This is a genomic window from Brevundimonas sp. M1A4_2e (genome assembly GCF_053345555.1).
Genome location: NZ_JBKFAI010000006.1, coordinates 69,469 through 86,930, shown reverse-complemented (window position 1 = coordinate 86,930; position 17,462 = coordinate 69,469). Strand labels below are relative to the sequence as shown.

Sequence of the window (17,462 nt, the reverse complement as noted above, 5' to 3'; positions counted from 1 at the left end):
ACGATCAGGCGAAGGTTTTGGCGAAGGCCGCCAGGATGTCCTTCAGCTCGGCTTCCAGCTCGGGCGTCAGGGCCTTCTTGGTGCGGATGCCTTCCAGCAGCGAGGCGTGGTTGGCGTGAACGCGGGCCAGCAGTTCGCTCTCGAAGCGGCCGACGTCCGAAACGGCGATGCCGTCCAGATAGCCGCGCGTGCCGGCGTAGATCGACACGACCTGCTCCTCGACGGCCAGCGGCGAGTACTGCGGCTGCTTCAGCAGCTCGGTCAGGCGGGCGCCGCGGGCCAGCAGGCGCTGGGTCGAGACGTCCAGGTCCGAGCCGAACTTCGCGAAGGCGGCCATTTCACGATACTGGGCCAGCTCGCCCTTAATCGAACCGGCGACCTGCTTCATGGCCTTGATCTGGGCCGAGGAGCCCACGCGCGACACCGAGATGCCGACGTTCACGGCCGGACGGATGCCCTGATAGAACAGGTCCGATTCCAGGAAGATCTGGCCGTCGGTGATCGAAATCACGTTGGTCGGGATGTAGGCCGACACGTCGTTGGCCTGGGTTTCGATGATCGGCAGGGCGGTCAGCGAGCCCGAGCCGTAATCCTCGTTCAGCTTGGCCGAACGCTCCAGCAGGCGGCTGTGCAGGTAGAAGACGTCGCCCGGGTAGGCTTCACGGCCCGGCGGACGGCGCAGCAGCAGCGACATCTGGCGGTAGGCCACGGCCTGCTTGGACAGGTCGTCATAGATGATCAGGCCGTGCATGCCGTTGTCGCGGAAATACTCGCCCATGGCGGTGCCGGCGAACGGGGCCAGGAACTGCAGCGGGGCCGGTTCCGACGCGGTGGCGGCCACGACGATGGTGTATTCCAGCGCGCCCGACTCTTCGAGAGTCTTGACGATCTGGGCCACGGTCGAGCGCTTCTGGCCGATGGCGACGTAGATGCAGTACAGCTTGGCCGACTCGTCGTCCGACTTGTTGACCGTCTTCTGGTTCAGGATGGTGTCGATGGCGACGGCGGTCTTGCCGACCTGACGGTCGCCAATGATCAGCTCGCGCTGGCCGCGGCCGACCGGGATCAGGGTGTCGATGGCCTTCATGCCCGTCTGCATCGGCTCGTGAACCGATTTACGCGGGATGATGCCAGGGGCCTTCACGTCGACGCGGCGACGCTCGGTGAACTGGATCGGGCCCTTGCCGTCGATCGGCTCGCCCAGCGGGTTGACGACGCGGCCCAGCAGGCCCTTGCCGACCGGCACGTCCACGATCTCGCCCAGGCGACGCACGTCGTCGCCCTCGGCGATGGCGGCGTCCGCGCCGAAGATCACCGCGCCGACGTTGTCGCGTTCCAGGTTCAGGGCCATGCCCTTCACGCCGGCCTTGGTGAACTCGACCATTTCACCCGCCTGGACGTTGTCCAGGCCGTGGATGCGCGCGATGCCGTCGCCGACCGACAGCACCTGGCCGACGTCGGAAACGTCGGCTTCTACGCCGAAGTTGGCGATCTGCGACTTGAGGATGGCCGAGATTTCGGCGGCGCGGATATCCATGATTGGCTCTTTCGGCTTTCGTCTTCGGTGCGGGCCCGCTGGCCCGGCTTGAACTGAAATTCGGGGTTTAGGCGCGCTTCAGCGCAAAGGTCATCTGGTCGAGCTTGGTCTTCAGCGAGGCGTCGAACAGCTTCGAGCCCACCTTGACCTTCAGGCCGCCCAGGATCGACGGATCGACGCGGGCGGTCAGTTCGGGGTCGCGGCCCAGGGCGGCGCGCAGCTCGCTCTGGATCGTCTTGGTCTGAGCGGCGCTGAGAGCCACGGCCGAAGTCACCTCGGCGGCCACCACGCCCGTCTTCTTGGCGTACAGCGCCTCGAAGGCGGCGATCACGCCCGGCAGGTCCGCCGCGCGGCCGTTCTGGCCCAGCAGGCCCAGGAAGTTGCGCGTCGTGGCCGTGAACTGCGCCTTGTCGGCGATGGCCGCCAGACCCTTGGCCTGATCATCCGAAGAGATCAGCGGCGAGGTCGCCAGACGGCGCAGGTCGGCGCTGTCGATCCAGGCCGCCTTCAGCGAAGCCAGATCGGCGCGCACGGCGTCCAGCGCCCCCGTCTCATCCGCCAGGTCGAACAGCGCCTGTGCATACCGTCCGCCGACTTCCGTCGTCCTGAAATCGTCCGCCACTTATATTGGTCCGCGTCTGAAGCGATTGTCGCAAGACCGGCCGCAGTCGCCTGCGCCAGTCAAGGGCCTGATATGCTTTGAGAAAGCACGCTGGGGACGCATCTTTCGATACGCCCTTCGCTAAAGCCGCGCGGCTGATACCATGCAAGGCCGCAAGCCGCAACCAAGGGGCGCGGAACGATAACGCCGCACCCGCGCTCCTTTGGTCGAACCGAAGCGGGATGTCATGGCCGCCTCTACATCCAAGCAGGTGATCTTCGCGGCCCTGGCGGGCAACGCCGCCATCGCCATCACGAAATTCGCCGCCGCCCTGTTCACCGGCTCGGCCGCCATGATGAGCGAGGCGATCCACTCGGCCGTGGACACCGGCAATCAGGTCCTGCTGCTGATCGGCCTGCGCCGCGCCGCGCGGCCGGCCAGCGAGAGCCATCCCTTCGGTCACGGGCTTCAGCTCTATTTCTACACCTTCGTCGTCGCCATCCTGATCTTCGGCCTGGGGGCGGTCATCTCGATCCTGCACGGGCTCGAGCGCATCCGCGCGCCCGAGCCGATCCAGAACCCCTGGGTCAACTATCTGGTGCTGGGGCTGGCGGTGCTGTTCGAGGGCGGCTCCTGGTGGGTGGCGTTGAGGGCCTTCAACGGCCAGCGCGGCGGCCGCCCGTTGCTGGCCGCCGTGCGCGACAGCAAGGACCCCACCGTCTTCACCGTGCTGTTCGAGGACACCGCCGCCCTGACCGGCCTGGTCATCGCCCTGATCGGGGTGGTCGCCAGCCACGTCTTCGGCCTGCCCGTCATCGACGGGGTCGCCTCCGTGGCCATCGGGGTCGTGCTGGCCCTGACCGCCGGCTTCCTGGCCTTCGAGAGCCAGAGCCTGCTGACCGGCGAGGCCGCCGATCCAGTCACGCGGGCCGGCATCGCCGCCATCGCCCGCTCCGAGCCGGGCGTCGAGGGTCTGAACGACCTGCGCACCATGCATTTCGGACCCAACGAGATCCTGGTCGCCCTCAGCCTGGATTTCGACGACCGGCTCAGCGCCGCCGATGTCGAGGCTGCCGTGGCGCGGCTGGAGCAGCGCATCCGCGCCGCCCACCCCCAGGCAGGCCGCATCTATGTCGAGGCCCAGAGCCTGGCCAGCCACGCGGCGGTCCGCGCGGCCGTCATGGCGGGGGGCGGGCCGGGCGCCCTGGTGTCCGATGTGCCGGGGGGTGCGACCACGACGCCGCGCACGACCGCTTGATGCAACCTCACGGCCCCGTTACCGCTTATGCTCACCATCACATCCTGGAAACCCGATGCTTGAAAGCATAACCCCGCTCCTCAGCGACCCCGCCGCCTGGGCGGCCCTCGTGACTCTGGTGGTCATGGAGGTCGTGCTGGGGATCGACAACCTGATCTTCATCTCGATCCTCTCCAACAAGCTCCCGCCCGAGCATCGCCAACGCACGCGCCGCATCGGCATCGGCCTGGCCCTGATCATGCGTCTGGGCCTGCTGGCCACCATCGGCTGGATCGTCGGCCTGACCCAGCCCGTGTTCGACCTGGGCTTCCACGGCGAGACCTTCGACACCGCCTTCTCCTGGCGCGACCTGATCCTGATCGCCGGCGGCCTGTTCCTGCTGTGGAAGGCCACGAAGGAAATCCACCACTCGGTCGACACCACCCCGTCGAACGATCTGCTGGAGAAGGACAAGAAGGACGTCGTCCTCAACAACGTCGGCGCGGCCATCTTCCAGATCATCCTGCTGGACCTGGTCTTCTCGGTCGATTCGATCCTGACCGCCGTCGGCATGACCGAACACGTGCCCATCATGATGGTGGCCGTCATCGCCGCCGTGACCGTCATGCTGCTGGCCGCCGATCCGCTGGCCAACTTCATCGACAAGAACCCGACCGTGGTCATGCTGGCCCTGGGCTTCCTGCTGATGATCGGCGCCGTGCTGATCGCCGACGGCTTCGGCGTCCATGTGCCCAAGGGCTATATCTACGCCGCCATGGCCTTCTCGGCTCTGGTGGAAGGCCTGAACATGTGGTCGCGCAACGCCCAGATCAGAAAGGCCCAGGCCCAGGAAGCCGCGCGGGCCGCCCTCAACAAGGCCGAAACCGCCGAGCCCGGCGTCTAAGACATGGGCGTGGGGCCGGTCCTGGCGATGCTTCTGCTGGCGCTTTGCGCGCCGGCGGCGGCGCAAGCGCCGGGGCCGGCCCCCCCATCTTCCCCCGCCCGCCCAGCGCCCGCGCCGATTGCGGTCTACGGCTATGAGGTGGTGCGGGCCTTTCCCCACGATCCGGCCGCCTTCACCCAAGGGCTGGTCATCCGCGACGGCGTGCTGATCGAGAGCACCGGCCGCAACCCGTCCAGCGTCCGCCGCGTGCGGCTGGAGGACGGCGTCGTGCTTCAGAGTCATGAACTCGACCCCGAGTATTTCGGCGAGGGCCTGACCGAGAAGGACGGGCGCGTCTTCTCCCTGTCCTGGATCAACGGCGTCGGCTTCATCTGGGACGCCAAGGACCTGAGCCCCCTGTCGCGCTTCGCCTATGCGGGCGAAGGCTGGGGGCTGACGCACGACGGAACGCGCCTGATCCTGTCGGATGGATCGGCGACCCTGCGCTTTCTCGACCTCGACACCCAGGCCGAGACCGGCCGCCTCGCCGTCACCCTGAACGGCCGTCCGCTGGGGCGGCTGAACGAGCTGGAATGGATCGACGGCGAGGTCTGGGCCAACGTCTGGCAGACCGACTACATCGTCCGCATCGACCCGGCGTCCGGCCAGGTCGTCGGCGTCATCGACCTGACCGGCCTGCTCAAGGATCCGGTGCAGGATCCGGCCGACGACGTGCTGAACGGCATCGCCTGGGACGCCAAGAGCCGCCGCCTGTTCGTCACCGGCAAGGACTGGCCCGCCCTGTTCGAGATCCGGCTCACCGGGCCGCGATAAGCCCCTTCTTCCCGCTCGTCCCGGCGGACGCCGGGATCCAGTCCTTTGGCTGCAAACGACCGCTTCTGAGGCTCTCACTGGGCCCCGGCGTCCGCCGGGGTGAGCGGATGTAAGGGACGCGCTCAAGCAGCGAGCCGCCGGCGGCGAGCGATAGCGCCCTACAAGAAACTATAAGGATCCACGTCCACGGTCAGTCTGACGGACGCCGGGACCTTCACCCGCGCCAGCCAGGCGCGCAGGAAGGCCTGCAGGTTCACGTCGCGATCCGCCCGCACCAACAGCCGCTTGCGTCGCCGTCCGCGCACCAGGGCCAGGGGCGCGTCGGCGGGGCCATAGACCTCCAGCCGCTCGGCGTTGGGGATGGCCTCGGCCAGGTCGCGGGCGACCTTCTCGACCGCCATGGCGTTCTCGCTGGACAGGATCAGCGCCGCCAGACGGCCGTGCGGCGGCAGGGAGGCCGCCTCGCGCTCGGCCATCTCGGCCTCGACGAAGGCGTCGCGGTCGCCCGCCGCCAGGGCCTGCAGCACCGGATGCTCGGGCGTCCAGGTCTGCAGCAGGGCGCGGCCCGGCTTGTCCGCCCGCCCCGCCCGGCCCGTGGCCTGGGCCAGCAGCTGATAGGTGCGCTCGGCCGCGCGCAGGTCGCCGCCGCGCAGGCCCAGATCCGCGTCCACCACGCCCACGAGCGTCAGGCGCGGGAAGTTGTGGCCTTTCGCCGCAGCCTGGGTGGCGACCAGAATGTCGATCTCGCCGTCGGCCATGCTCTGTATCAGGGCGCGGGCCGACTTGCCGTCCGGCACGGTGTCCGAGCTGAACACAGCGGTGCGCGCCTCGGGGAACAGCTGGCGCACCTCTTCCTCGACCCGCTCGACGCCCGGCCCCACGGGGACCAGCGAATCCTCGGCCCCGCACGACGGGCAGGCCTTCGGCTTGGGCATGGAGAATCCGGTCAGATGGCAGACCAGCCGCCCGGTGTAGCGATGCTCGACCAGCCAGGAATCCGTATCCGGCGCCGTCAGCCGATGCCCGCACGACCGGCACAGCACCACCGGGGCGTAGCCGCGCCGGTTCAGGAACAGCAGGCTCTGCTCGCCGCGCGTCAGCGTCTCGCCGATGGCTTCGCGTAAAGGTGCGGACAGCCAGGTCTGCGGGTCCGGCGGACAGTCGCGCAGATCGATCAGGCCGATCTCGGGCAGGACCGCCGCCCCGTGTCGCGCCGCCAGCTTCAGCCAGCGATACCGCCCCTGATGGGCGTTCCACAGCGTCTCCAGCGACGGGGTGGCCGAGGCGAGGACGACCGTCGCCCCCTCGATCCGCGCCCGCGCCACGGCCAGGTCGCGGCCGTGATAGACTAGCCCTTCCTCCTGTTTGAACGAGCCGTCGTGCTCTTCGTCCACCACGATCAGCTTCAGGTTGGCGTAGGGCAGGAACAGGGCCGAGCGCGCGCCGACGACGATGTTGCAGCGGCCGGAGACCACCGCCTCCCACGCCTGTCGCCGGCGCGGCGGGGCGACGCCGGAATGCCATTCGGCCGGGGCGACGCCGAAGCGGGCGGTGATGCGCTCGATCACCGCCTGGGTCAGGGCGATCTCGGGCAGCAGGATCAGCACCTGCGCCGTCGGATCGGCCCGCAGCGCCCGCGCCGCCGCCTCCAGATAGGCCTCGGTCTTGCCCGAGCCCGTCACCCCGTCCAGCAGGAAGGGGGCGAAGCCGCCCGCCGCCACAGCGTCCGCAATGGCCGCCGCCGAGGCCGCCTGATCCGGGTTCAGGGTCGCGGGCGCATGGTCGGGATCGGGCGGGTCGAAGGCGGCGACCGCCTCGACCTCGAACGGCTCCAGCACCCCTTCATCGACCAGGCCCTTGACCACCCCGGACGAGACGCCCGCCGCCCGCGCCAGATCGGGGCCGGGCATGGATCGTTGGCCCAGGGCCTCCAGCACCGCCGTGCGCGCCGCCGTCGGGCGGGCGGGACTGCGGCCCTCGACACGCCGCACCCGCCGCTCGGGCCGGGGCCGCGGCGCGCGCAGGCCCTTCAGCGCCGTGGCCGCCATCTCCCCAGGCGGGCTGAGCGTCCAGCGCGCCGCCCATTCGACGAAGTCCAGCGTGCGTTCCGGCAGGCGCGGATCGTCCAGCACCTGCTCGACCGCCTTCAGCTTGCGGTTGGAGCCGGTCGTCTCGAACACTTCGGCCACTACGCCCCGGATCAGGCGCGGCCCCAGCGGCACGGCGACCTGATCGCCGCGCGCGACCGTCAGTTCCTCGGGGACTTCGTAGTCAAAGGCTTCCGGCACCGGCAGGGGGATGAGGACGGAGGCGACCTTCACGCGGCTTCTCCTCCCCACTGAGTGGGGAGGTGGCGCGGCGCGCAGCGCCGTGACGGAGGGGCTGCTTCAAACCGGGCATGCCCCTCCACCACGACGTGGTCCCCCTCCCCATAAAATGGGGAGGAAAAGGGGAGTCGCCCTTCGCGTTGGTCAGGGTTAGAACTCTTCCCCATGAAACTCTTTCTCGACACCGCCGACGTCGCCGTCATCAAGGACCTGCTGCCCACCGGGATGGTGGACGGCGTCACCACCAATCCTAGCCTGATCGCCAAGTCGGGTCGCAACATCGCCGAGGTCATCGCCGAAATCTGCGCCCTGGTCGAGGGGCCGATCTCGGCCGAGGCCGTGGCCACCGACTTCGAGACCATGGTCAAGGAGGGCGACAAGCTGGCCTCCATCGCCCCCAACGTCGTGGTCAAGCTGCCGCTGACGTGGGACGGGCTGCGCGCAACGCGCGCCTTCGCCGACAAGGGGATCAAGACCAACGTCACCCTGTGTTTCTCGGCGGCCCAGGCCATGCTGGCGGCCAAGGCCGGCGCGACCTTCATCTCGCCCTTCGTCGGCCGTCTGGACGATGTCGGCGCCGACGGCGTGGGCCTGCTGGAGGACATCCGCACCCTGTACGACATCCACGACTTCAGCACGGAAATCCTGGCCGCCTCGGTGCGCAATACGGACCATGTGACCGCCGCCGCCTTGGCCGGGGCCGACGCCTCGACCATTCCGGCCGACGTTTTCAAGGCCTTGGTCAAGCACCCGTTAACCGACAAGGGGTTGGATGCGTTTCTGGCGGACTGGGGCAAGACCGGTCAGTCCATCCTGTGACGCCGATTCTGTAGTTCTGACCCGATGAGAGGTCCCGCTTGAGCACTTCCCTGGACCTCTCTGCCGACCCGGCCGCGGGCCTTCATTGGCCGCAGGTGCGCGCCTGGCTGGAAGATCACGCCGAACACCTGCTGGACGACCGGGCCCTGCTGGAAGAGCTGGGCCTGGCCGCCACCGGCCGCAACGTCGTCGATTTCGGCCGCGCCGCCCTGGCGCGGCTGGAGGCCGTGGCCCAGCGCGAGGCCGGCGCGCGCAAGCTGATCGAAGAGATCGCCCGCGCCAACTTCGCCGCCCAGACCCAGACCCATGTCGCCGCCCTGGACCTGATGGAGGCGCGCACCCACGTTGAACTGGCGCGCCATCTGGACGCCGTCGCGCAGGGCCGCTTCGGCCTGGCCGGCGCCGCCGTGGCGATCGAGAAGCCGGGCGCCGTCCCCTTCGGCTGGAAGGCGCTGGAGCCGGGCCGCGTCGACGCCCTGCTGGGCGAGGACGGCCTGCACTGGCTCGGTCCCAACTTCACCGGCCTCAGCCTGTTCGGCCCTTCTGAGGGCGAAGTCGCCTCGGTCGCCCTGGTGCGGATGAGCCTGAGCGCGCCCGGCGAAAGCCTGCCCCGACCGGCCCTGTGCGCCTTCGGCTCGGCCGAGGACGACGGCTTCACCCCCGCCATGGGCTGCGAACTGGTGGCCTTCGTCGCCCGCGTCGTCGAACGCATGGCCGAGCGATGGCCGCTGGAAGCCTGACCGCCCCCTCCATGACTTCGCAGGACGCCCTGGCCGCCTGGCTGGAGCATCTCGCCCACGAACGCCGCCTGTCGCCGCGCACGCTCGAGGCCTATGGCCATATCGGGCGGCTGTATCTGGCCTTTCTGGAGCGCCATCGCGGCGGGCCGCAAAGCGCGGCCGAGCTCGGCTCGGTCACGGCGGCCGAGGCGCGCGCCCACCTGGCCGAGCGCCGCAGCGGCGAGCGCCCGCTGAACGCCCGCTCGCTCAGCCAGACCCTGGCCGCCATCCGGGGCTTTCACGCCTTCCTCGACCGACGGCTGGGCGTGGCGACACCGCAACTGACCCTGGTGCGCGGGCCCAAGGTCAAGCCCTCACTGCCCCGACCGATCAGCGAGGATCAGGCGAAAGGGCTGCTGCACGAACCCGAGGCCGACCCCGACATGGAGCCGTGGGAGGCGGCGCGCGACCGCGCCGTCCTGACCCTGCTCTACGGCTGCGGCCTGCGGATTTCGGAGGCCCTGTCGCTGACGCGGTCGGACGCCCCCCTGCCGGACAGCCTTCGCATCACCGGCAAAGGCGGCAAGACGCGCATGGTCCCCGTCCTGCCCCAGGTGCGCGAGGCGATCGACGCCTATCTTGCGCTCCAGCCCTTCGTCATCGACGCCGAGCAGGCCCTGTTCCGAGCGCGGCGCGGCGGCCCCTTGAACGCCCGCCATGTGCAGGCGACGGTGCAGCGCCTGCGCGGACGGCTCGGCCTGCCCGCCTCCGCGACGCCCCACGCGCTGAGGCACAGCTTCGCCACCCACCTGCTGGGGGCGGGGGCCGATCTGCGTTCGATCCAGGAACTGCTGGGCCACGCCAGCCTGTCGACGACGCAGAAATACACCCAGGTCGACGCCGCCCGCCTGCTGGCCGCCTACTCGCAGGCGCACCCGCGCGGCTGACCCCGGGGGGCCAGACCGCCATGATCGCGCTTCCTGACGCCGTTCCAAACAAAACGGCGCGCCCCGTGCGGAGCGCGCCGTTCTGACTTCAAACGGAAGCCGGAGGCTTACGCCTGCATGGTCCAGCCCTCGACGCCCATGGCCGCCTGGCGGACGGCTTCGGAGCGTGTCGGGTGGGGGTGGCAGGTGCGGGCGATGTCCTCGGACGATCCGCCGAAGGCCATGGTCATGCAGGCCTCGCCGATCAGCTCGCCGGCCTGCGGGCCGTAGATGTGGACGCCCAGGACCTTGTCGGTCGCGGCGTCGGCCAGGACCTTCACGAAGCCCTCGGTCTCGTGGTTGATCTTGGCGCGGCTGTTGGCGGCGAAGGGGAATTTGCCCTTCTTGTAGTTGACGCCCGCAGCCTTCAGCGCCTCTTCGGTCTTGCCGACCCAGGCCACTTCCGGGCCGGTGTAGATCACCGACGGCACCAGGTCATAGTCGACGTGGCCCGGCTTGCCTGCGATCAGCTCGATCACGGCCACGGCGTCTTCCTCGGCCTTGTGGGCCAGCATCGGGCCGTGCGTCACGTCGCCGATGACCCAGACGCCCGGCGCCGAGGTCTTGAAGTGGTCGTTGGCGATGAAGCCGCGCTGATCCGGCGTGACGCCGACCGTCTCCAGCCCCAGGCCTTGCGTGTAGGGGCGGCGGCCGATGGCGACCAGCACCACGTCGCCCTTCAGCGTCTCCGCCGCGCCGCCCTTGGCCGGCTCCAGCGTCAGTTCGACGCCGTCCTTGGAGGTCTGAGCGCCGGTGACCTTGGTCCCCATGCGGAAGGTCATGCCCTGCTTGGTCAGGCCGCGCTGGAAGGCGGTGGCGACTTCGCCGTCCATGCCCGCGCCGACCTTGTCGAGGAACTCCACGACCGTGACCTGGGCGCCCAGGCGGCGCCAGACCGAACCCAGCTCCAGGCCGATGACGCCCGCGCCGATGACGATCAGGTGCTTGGGCACCTTGGGCAGGAACAGGGCGCCGGTCGAGTCGATGACCTTGCCGTCTTCGAAGGCGACGCCCGGCAGGGGGGTCGGCTCGGAGCCGGTGGCGATGATGATGTTCTTGGTCTCCAGCGTGGTCTTGGCGCCGCCCTCGGCTTCCACCTCGACCTTGCCCTGACCCGCGATGCGGCCGAAGCCCTTCACCACGTCGACCTTGTTCTTCTTCATCAGGAATTCGATGCCCTTGGTCAGGGCCTCGACGCTGTCGTCCTTGGCCTTGTGCATCTGGGAAAGGTTCAGCTTGGGCTTCACCTCGATGCCGATGCCGGCGAACTCGACGTTGGCGGCCTCATAGAGCTCCGAGGCGTGCAGCAGGGCCTTGGAGGGCATGCAGCCGACGTTCAGGCAAGTGCCGCCCAGCGTGGCGCGCTTCTCGACCAGGGCGGCCTTGAGGCCCAGCTGGCCGGCGCGGATGGCGGCGTTGTAGCCGCCGGGCCCGCCCCCGATGATCACCACGTCATAGGTCTGGGAAGCGGCGTCGGCCATGAGGTCCTCTGATCGGTCTGGCGCTGGATACGAAATGCGCTGGGAAGGAAGCGGCGCGGACACTAGCGCCGCTCCCGGCGGGGTCAACCGCCAGGCTCCATATAGGCCGCGATCGCGCGCGCGGCCATGCAGGCTGAACACAATGGGCGGAAAAGCGAAACGGGGCCCGACCTTGCGGCCGGACCCCGTTTTCCACGCTTCGACTGGAGCGGGCGAGGCGATTCGAACGCCCGACCCTCACCTTGGCAAGGTGATGCTCTACCCCTGAGCTACGCCCGCACTCCGTTGGGAGCGATGTGCTGCTCCCCGTCGAGGAAGGGGCGTATAGCGGACCCGCTTCGGATCGCGCAAGCCCCTTTTTCGATTTTCGTCCAATCCGTCGATTTTTTTCGAACAGCCCTGAAACTTCACACGAAAACGGCCCCCGAAACGCCCGAAAGGACGCCCCGGAGGCCGCTTCAAAGCGCCGCCGCCTGCCGTTACGCGCCCGACCCGCTCAAGCAGCGAGCCGCCGCGCGGCGAGCGTTAGCGGCCTTCCGCTCCTCGCCTTAGCGAGGGGCGAGGCGTATAGCCCCGTCCAGACGGATGCACTCGCCGTTGATGTAGGTGTTCTCGGCCAGATGCAGGGCCAGGGCGGCGTAGTCGGCCGGCGTGCCCAGGCGCTTGGGGAAGGGGATCATGGCGGCCAGGGCGTCCTGCACCTTCTGATCCATGCCCGCCATCATCGGCGTCCACATGATGCCCGGCAGGATGGTGTTGACCCGCACGCCCTCGTTCATCAGGTCGCGCGCGATCGGCAGGGTCATGGCGTAGACGCCGCCCTTGGACGCCGAATAGGCCGCCTGGCCGATCTGGCCGTCCTGCGCCGCGACCGAGGCGGTGTTGACGATCAGGCCGCGCTCGCCGTCTTCCATCGGCTCCATGGTGACCATGCCCGCCGCCGACTGCGACAGGACGCGGAAGGTGCCGAACAGGTTGATCGAGACGGTGCGCTCGAACTGGGCCATGTCGTGGGCGCGGATCTCGCCGGTGTCCTTCTTGCGGCTGACGGTCTTCTGGCCGGTGGCGATGCCGGCGCAGTTGACGGTCAGACGCTCCTGGCCATGGGCGGCGCGCGCCTTGGCGAATCCGGCGGCGACGCTGTCGTCCGAAGTTACGTCGACCTTGCAGAAGACGCCGCCGATCTCCTGGGCGATGACCTCGCCGCGCTCTTCGTTCAGGTCGAACAGGGCGACCTTGACGCCCTTGGCCGCCAGGGCGCGCGCCGTGCCTTCGCCAAGGCCCGAAGCCCCGCCCGTCACCACCGCCGCGATCGAAGCGTCGAGTTTCATGGAAGTCGTCCTATATTCGATTGAACCGAGTGCTCGTGCGAGGATTTAGCGGCCATGACCGCAAAGACCAACGGAATGTCGCCTGATGACGCCATCAATCCTGACAAGGCCCTGGTTCCCGCCGTGCAGAAGGTGAACGAGTTGCGCGTGCGCAAGGGCTTCTGGCCCAAGATGCGGCGCACCGCCGCCCGCATCCCCTTCGCCCAGCAGGCGGTCGCCGCGTGGTACGCGGCCCAGGACCCCAAGACCCCGCTGGCGGCCAAGGGCCTGATCCTGGGGGCGCTGGCCTATTTCGTCATGCCGGTGGACGCCATTCCCGACATCTTCGCCGGCATCGGCTTCACCGACGACGCGGCGGTGATCGCCGCCGTGCTGGCGACCCTGGGCGCGCACCTGAAACCGCGCCATCACGATCAGGCGGCGCAGGCGCTGAAACGGCTGCGGGAGGACGAGGAATAAATCCTTCTCCCCTTGTGGGAGAAGGTGGGCGCCGGAGGCGCTCGGATGAGGGGTGTCGGCGCCTGGTCTGAAATCCTGTCGCCGTCCCTCATCCGGCCCTGACGGGCCACCTTCTCCCACAAGGGGAGAAGGATGCTCCGATCAATCCTCGACCTTCACCACGATCTTGCCGACGGCCGTGCGGTCGCTGAGCGCCTGAATGGCCTCATGGGCGCGTTCCAGCGGGAAGGTGCGGCTGACGCGCGGCTTGATCTTGCCCTCGGCGTAGAGCTGCATCAGCTCTGCCATGTTGGCGGCGTGGGCCTTGGGATCGCGGGCGACGGCGGCGCCCCAGAAGACGCCGATGACCGACACCGACTTCAGCAGCGTCAGGTTCAACGGCAGGGACGGAATCCCCGCCGGGAAGCCCACCACCAGGTAGCGCCCGTTCCAGTCCATCGCGCGCAGGGCCGGCTCGGCGTAGTCGCCGCCCACCCCGTCGAAGACCACATCGGCGCCGTCGCGGCCGGTCGACAGCTTGAACTCGCCCGACAGCGTCTTCTGCGCCGCCTTGTCCATCGGGCCGGACGGGTAGATCAGGCCGTTGTCGGCGCCCAACTCCAGCGCGAACTCCACCTTGTCGTTGGTCGAGGCGGCGGCGACCACGCGTGCGCCCATCGCCTTGCCCAGCTCGACGGCGGCGGCGCCGACGCCCCCCGCCGCGCCCAGCACCAGCAGGGTCTCGCCCGGCTGCAGCTGCGCCCGGTCTTTCAGCGCGTAATAGCTGGTGCCGTAAGTCATGATGAAGCCGGCGGCGGTCTCATAGTCCATGCCGTCGGGGATAGGGATCAGGGTCTCGGCCCTGACCTTCAGTCGCTCGACCATGCCGCCCCAGCCGGGCACGGCGACGACCCGGTCGCCCCGGAACACGCCCTTCACCCCTTCGCCGACAGCGTCGACCACGCCGGCGACCTCGGCCCCCGGCGCGAAAGGGCGCTCGGGCTTGAACTGGTATTTGTCGGCGATGATCAGGGCGTCGGGATAGTTGACGCCCACGGCCTTGACCTCGATCACCACCTCGCCCGGTCCGGGCGTGGGGTCCATGACCTCCTCGACGACAAGCGATTCCGGGCCGCCGGGAGCCTTGGACAGGACTGCGCGCATTAGGAACTCTCTTCAGCCACCCCCGCCGGCCATGGCGCCGACACGCCAGCGACGCTAATCAGCCTGCGGCCCGATGCAAAGAGGCCGAACAGGTTCTGAGGAGACGATCATGGCGAAACCCGCCCTCATCCTTCACGGCGGCGCCGGGGCCCGGCGCGAGCGCAACTACGACGCCGAGGTCGCCAACATGCGCCAGGTGGTCGAGGCGATGAAGGCGCGGCTGGACGCCGGCGCCTCGGCGCTGGACGTGGCGGTCGAGGCCGTCGTCATGCTCGAAGACTCCGGCCTCTACGTCGCCGGGCGCGGCGCCTCGCCCAATCTGGCGGGCGAATATGAGCTGGACGCCAGCCTGATGGACGGCGCGACCGGCAAGGCCGGGGCCGTCGCCGCCCTGCAGGGCTTCCGCAACCCGGTCGTCGCCGCCCGCGCGGTGATGGACCGCACCCCCCACGTCATGCTGGCCGGAAGCGGCGCCGCCCGCTTCGCCGCCGAACAGGGCCTGGCGCGCGTGGACGACCCCGCCGCCTGGTTCACCGGCGCCGGCAAGGGCGAGGACAACCACCCGCCCAGCATGTTGAGCCATGGCACCGTCGGCTGCTGCGTGCTGGACAGCCAGGGCCGTCTGGCGGCCGCCACCTCGACCGCGGGCGTGTTCGGCAAGATGCCGGGCCGCGTCGGCGACACCCCCATCCCCGCCGCCGGAACCTGGGCCGACGAGCACGCCGCCGTCTCCTGCACCGGACAGGGCGAGTATTTCATCCGCGTCGCCGCCGCCGCCCGCACCGCCTTCGGCGTCGCCGCCGGTCAGTCGCTGGCCGAGGCCTCTCAGAGCGTGATCGACCGCATCGGCGCCCTGGGCGGCGACGGCGGCCTGATCGCCCTGGACCGGGAGGGGAACATCGCCGCCCCCTACAACAGCCAGGGCATGAAGCGCGCCTGGCTGGCGACCGACGGCCTGATCGGGGTCGAAGTGTTCGAGCGGTGAACCGTCGCGAGGGCGGCGCCGCCCTCGCCTCCTCTCATCTGCGCCGCCTGACCGGTTCCTGCGCCTGTCCTCAACCCTGACCTGGGGCCTGATCTGCAGCAGGGTCGGCGAAGGGCTGGAACAATAAGCTTCGCCGGACGCTTGGCCCCCATGCTGACGACCAAGATGAACCCCCGCGTCTTCTGGGGGGCCAGCGCGATTGCGGGCGGGCTGCTGCTGCTCGCCCTGATGGCGCCCGCTACGTCCGACCTGCTGTTCGGGCGCGCCCAGGCCTGGGTCATAGACACGTTCGGCTGGTTCTACGTGGCCTCGGTGGCGGGCTTCCTGCTGTTTGTGGCGGTGCTGGCGGTCGGGCCGACCGGACGGCTGAAGCTGGGGCCGGACGACGCCGAGCCGGACTTTCCCTATGTCTCCTGGCTGGCCATGCTGTTCGCGGCGGGCATGGGTATCGGCCTGATGTATTTCGCCGTGGCCGAGCCGGTTCAGCACTACATCGCCCCGCCCGAGGCCCAGCCCGGCACGCTGAACGCCGCGCGCGAGGCCATGGTCATCACCTATACCCACTGGGGCGTGCATGCCTGGGCCATCTACGCCGTGGTCGGCCTCAGCCTGGGCTATTTCGCGCACAGGAAGGGTCTGCCCCTGACCATGCGGTCGAGTCTCTATCCCCTACTGGGCAAGCGGGTGAATGGTTGGCTGGGCGATGCGGTCGACATCTTCGCCATCTGCGGCACGCTGTTCGGCATCGCCACCTCCCTGGGGCTGGGCGTGGCGCAGATGAACTCGGGACTGAACTACGTCTTCGGCGTACCCAGCAATGTGATGATGCAGGTCGGGCTGATCGCCGTGGTCATGGGTGCGGCGACGATCTCGGTCCTGACGGGCGTAGACAAGGGGGTGCGGCGACTGTCCGAGTTGAACCTCGTCATCGCCGTCTGCCTGATGCTGTTCGTGCTGATCGCGGGGCCGACGCTGTTCCTGCTGCGGGCCTATGTGCAGAATTTCGGCCTGTATCTGGATCATTTCTTCGTCCGCACCTTCACCCTCTACGCCTATGAGCCGCGCGCATGGATGGCGGACTGGACCCTGTTCTACTGGGCCTGGTGGATCGCCTGGTCGCCGTTCGTCGGCATGTTCATCGCCCGCATCTCACGCGGGCGGACCGTTCGGGAATTCCTGATCGGCGTGCTGCTGGTGCCGTCGGCCTTCACCTTCCTGTGGATGACGGTCTTCGGCAATTCGGCCATGAGCCTGGACCTGGGCGTGGCGGCGGGGGCGATCTCGGAGGCCGTTCAGGCGGACCTGTCGACGGCCCTCTTCCGCTTCCTGGAGTATCTGCCGGGGACGGCGATCACCTCGGTCCTGGCCATCGCCCTGGTGGCGGTCTTCTTTGTCACCTCGGCGGATTCAGGCTCTCTGGTGATCGACACCCTGGCCTCGGGCGGCGCCGAGGACACGCCGCGTTGGCAGCGCATCTACTGGTGCCTGGTGCAGGGGCTGGCGGCGGCCCTGCTGCTGCTGGCCGGCGGGCTCGGCGCCCTGCAGGCGGCGACACTGGTGGCGGCCCTGCCCTTCGCCGTCATCATGATCCTGGCCTGTTTCGGCTTGGCGCGGCAGATGAACGCCGACCTGAAGGGCGAGGCCGTCGAGACCGACGCGGCGCCGCTGCGCGAACAGCTCAAGCGCATCCTAGCCCCCGCCAGCCGCCGCGATATTGATCGCCAGATCGCACGCCACGGCGCCCCGGCGCTGGAAGAGGTGCGCGCCGCCGTGGCCGCCGAGGGGCTGGAGAACAGCGAAGTGCAGAGCGACGAGAACGGCGTCTGGCTGAGGGTCGAGCACGCCAACGGGCGGGACTTCCTGTATCGACTGGGCGCCCGGTCGCGACCTCGCCCCGCCCTCACCGCGCTGGAAGCCCCCGAAAGTCGCCGGGCGCTGGAGTGGCGGCTCAGCGCCGTGACCGGCGACGGCGCCCGCCCGCGCGACGTGACCGGCTTTACCCGCGCCCAGATCGTGGCGGACGTGCTGGAGCACCTGCAACGCTGGCGGCTGGCCGCCTAGGTCAGACTCCCCCTTGGCCCCGGAGACGGGCGGCGGTAGCGTCGCCGCTCAGTCTTCGG

The 17,462-nt window shown here is 69.2% G+C and carries 15 protein-coding genes and 1 tRNA gene; 9 read left to right on the top strand and 7 right to left on the bottom strand.

Translation table 11 applies throughout. The annotated features are described in order from the left end of the window. Window positions 1-4 precede the first annotated feature (4 nt). Window positions 5-1,537, bottom strand: a complete 1,533-nt coding sequence (gene atpA / locus ACLBV5_RS12875; RefSeq protein WP_025976884.1) for a F0F1 ATP synthase subunit alpha — start codon at window positions 1,535-1,537, stop codon at window positions 5-7. A gap of 67 nt (window positions 1,538-1,604) precedes the next feature. Beyond that, window positions 1,605-2,159, bottom strand: a complete 555-nt coding sequence (locus tag ACLBV5_RS12870) for a F0F1 ATP synthase subunit delta (protein ID WP_025976885.1) — start codon at window positions 2,157-2,159, stop codon at window positions 1,605-1,607. A 226-nt stretch (window positions 2,160-2,385) separates the two neighbouring features. Here ACLBV5_RS12870 and ACLBV5_RS12865 point away from each other — a divergent pair, with 226 nt between their 5' ends. Genes ACLBV5_RS12865 through ACLBV5_RS12855 form a run of 3 tightly spaced genes read left to right on the top strand, consistent with a single transcriptional unit; the run spans window position 2,386 to window position 5,092 of the window. Then, window positions 2,386-3,396 carry a cation diffusion facilitator family transporter gene (locus ACLBV5_RS12865; protein WP_447605908.1) on the top strand — a complete coding sequence of 337 codons (1,011 nt, stop codon included), beginning with the start codon at window positions 2,386-2,388 and terminating at the stop codon, window positions 3,394-3,396. Between the two features lie 55 nt (window positions 3,397-3,451). Then, the gene (locus ACLBV5_RS12860; protein WP_134582184.1) at window positions 3,452-4,279 is read left to right on the top strand and encodes a TerC family protein; all 828 of its coding nucleotides are present in this window, start codon (window positions 3,452-3,454) and stop codon (window positions 4,277-4,279) included. 27 nt (window positions 4,280-4,306) lie between these two features. Continuing rightward, on the top strand, window positions 4,307-5,092 hold the full coding sequence (locus ACLBV5_RS12855) for a glutaminyl-peptide cyclotransferase (protein ID WP_447605972.1): 786 nt from the start codon (window positions 4,307-4,309) through the stop codon (window positions 5,090-5,092). A 158-nt stretch (window positions 5,093-5,250) separates the two neighbouring features. Here the strand turns inward: ACLBV5_RS12855 and ACLBV5_RS12850 are convergent, their stop codons facing one another. After that, window positions 5,251-7,413 (bottom strand): primosomal protein N', encoded by a 2,163-nt coding sequence (locus ACLBV5_RS12850; RefSeq protein WP_447605907.1) that lies wholly within the window; start codon window positions 7,411-7,413, stop codon window positions 5,251-5,253. 171 nt (window positions 7,414-7,584) lie between these two features. Here ACLBV5_RS12850 and fsa point away from each other — a divergent pair, with 171 nt between their 5' ends. From fsa to ACLBV5_RS12835, 3 genes are read left to right on the top strand one after another with little or no spacing between them, the layout of a single operon-like run. Then, the gene (gene fsa, locus ACLBV5_RS12845) at window positions 7,585-8,238 is read left to right on the top strand and encodes a fructose-6-phosphate aldolase (RefSeq protein ID WP_447605906.1); all 654 of its coding nucleotides are present in this window, start codon (window positions 7,585-7,587) and stop codon (window positions 8,236-8,238) included. A gap of 38 nt (window positions 8,239-8,276) precedes the next feature. Beyond that, window positions 8,277-8,978 carry a DUF484 family protein gene (locus tag ACLBV5_RS12840; RefSeq protein WP_025976891.1) on the top strand — a complete coding sequence of 234 codons (702 nt, stop codon included), beginning with the start codon at window positions 8,277-8,279 and terminating at the stop codon, window positions 8,976-8,978. After that, the gene (locus ACLBV5_RS12835) at window positions 8,960-9,904 is read left to right on the top strand and encodes a tyrosine recombinase XerC (protein ID WP_447605905.1); all 945 of its coding nucleotides are present in this window, start codon (window positions 8,960-8,962) and stop codon (window positions 9,902-9,904) included. The genes ACLBV5_RS12840 and ACLBV5_RS12835 overlap by 19 nt, the downstream gene beginning before the upstream one ends. Before the next feature lie 107 nt (window positions 9,905-10,011). Here the strand turns inward: ACLBV5_RS12835 and lpdA are convergent, their stop codons facing one another. The 3 genes from lpdA to ACLBV5_RS12820 all read right to left on the bottom strand — a co-directional run bounded on the left by lpdA (window position 10,012) and on the right by ACLBV5_RS12820 (window position 12,755). Further along, complete coding sequence (gene lpdA, locus ACLBV5_RS12830; RefSeq protein ID WP_447605904.1) at window positions 10,012-11,424, bottom strand: dihydrolipoyl dehydrogenase; 1,413 nt, start codon at window positions 11,422-11,424, stop codon at window positions 10,012-10,014. A 204-nt stretch (window positions 11,425-11,628) separates the two neighbouring features. Beyond that, window positions 11,629-11,703 (bottom strand) — tRNA-Gly (locus ACLBV5_RS12825). 269 nt (window positions 11,704-11,972) lie between these two features. Next, window positions 11,973-12,755 (bottom strand): SDR family oxidoreductase, encoded by a 783-nt coding sequence (locus ACLBV5_RS12820; RefSeq protein WP_447605903.1) that lies wholly within the window; start codon window positions 12,753-12,755, stop codon window positions 11,973-11,975. Window positions 12,756-12,809: 54 nt separating this feature from the next. Here ACLBV5_RS12820 and ACLBV5_RS12815 point away from each other — a divergent pair, with 54 nt between their 5' ends. Further along, window positions 12,810-13,214, top strand: coding sequence for a YkvA family protein (locus tag ACLBV5_RS12815; RefSeq protein ID WP_253122869.1), 405 nt, complete (start codon window positions 12,810-12,812; stop codon window positions 13,212-13,214). A gap of 141 nt (window positions 13,215-13,355) precedes the next feature. Here ACLBV5_RS12815 and ACLBV5_RS12810 read toward each other — a convergent pair whose 3' ends face one another. Further along, window positions 13,356-14,357 (bottom strand): NADPH:quinone oxidoreductase family protein, encoded by a 1,002-nt coding sequence (locus tag ACLBV5_RS12810; RefSeq protein WP_447605902.1) that lies wholly within the window; start codon window positions 14,355-14,357, stop codon window positions 13,356-13,358. 109 nt (window positions 14,358-14,466) lie between these two features. Between ACLBV5_RS12810 and ACLBV5_RS12805 the strand changes: the two genes are divergently transcribed. Both ACLBV5_RS12805 and ACLBV5_RS12800 read left to right on the top strand, forming a co-directional pair. After that, window positions 14,467-15,342, top strand: a complete 876-nt coding sequence (locus ACLBV5_RS12805) for an isoaspartyl peptidase/L-asparaginase family protein (RefSeq protein ID WP_447605901.1) — start codon at window positions 14,467-14,469, stop codon at window positions 15,340-15,342. Between the two features lie 150 nt (window positions 15,343-15,492). Further along, the gene (locus ACLBV5_RS12800; RefSeq protein ID WP_313634128.1) at window positions 15,493-17,403 is read left to right on the top strand and encodes a BCCT family transporter; all 1,911 of its coding nucleotides are present in this window, start codon (window positions 15,493-15,495) and stop codon (window positions 17,401-17,403) included. Window positions 17,404-17,462 lie beyond the last annotated feature (59 nt).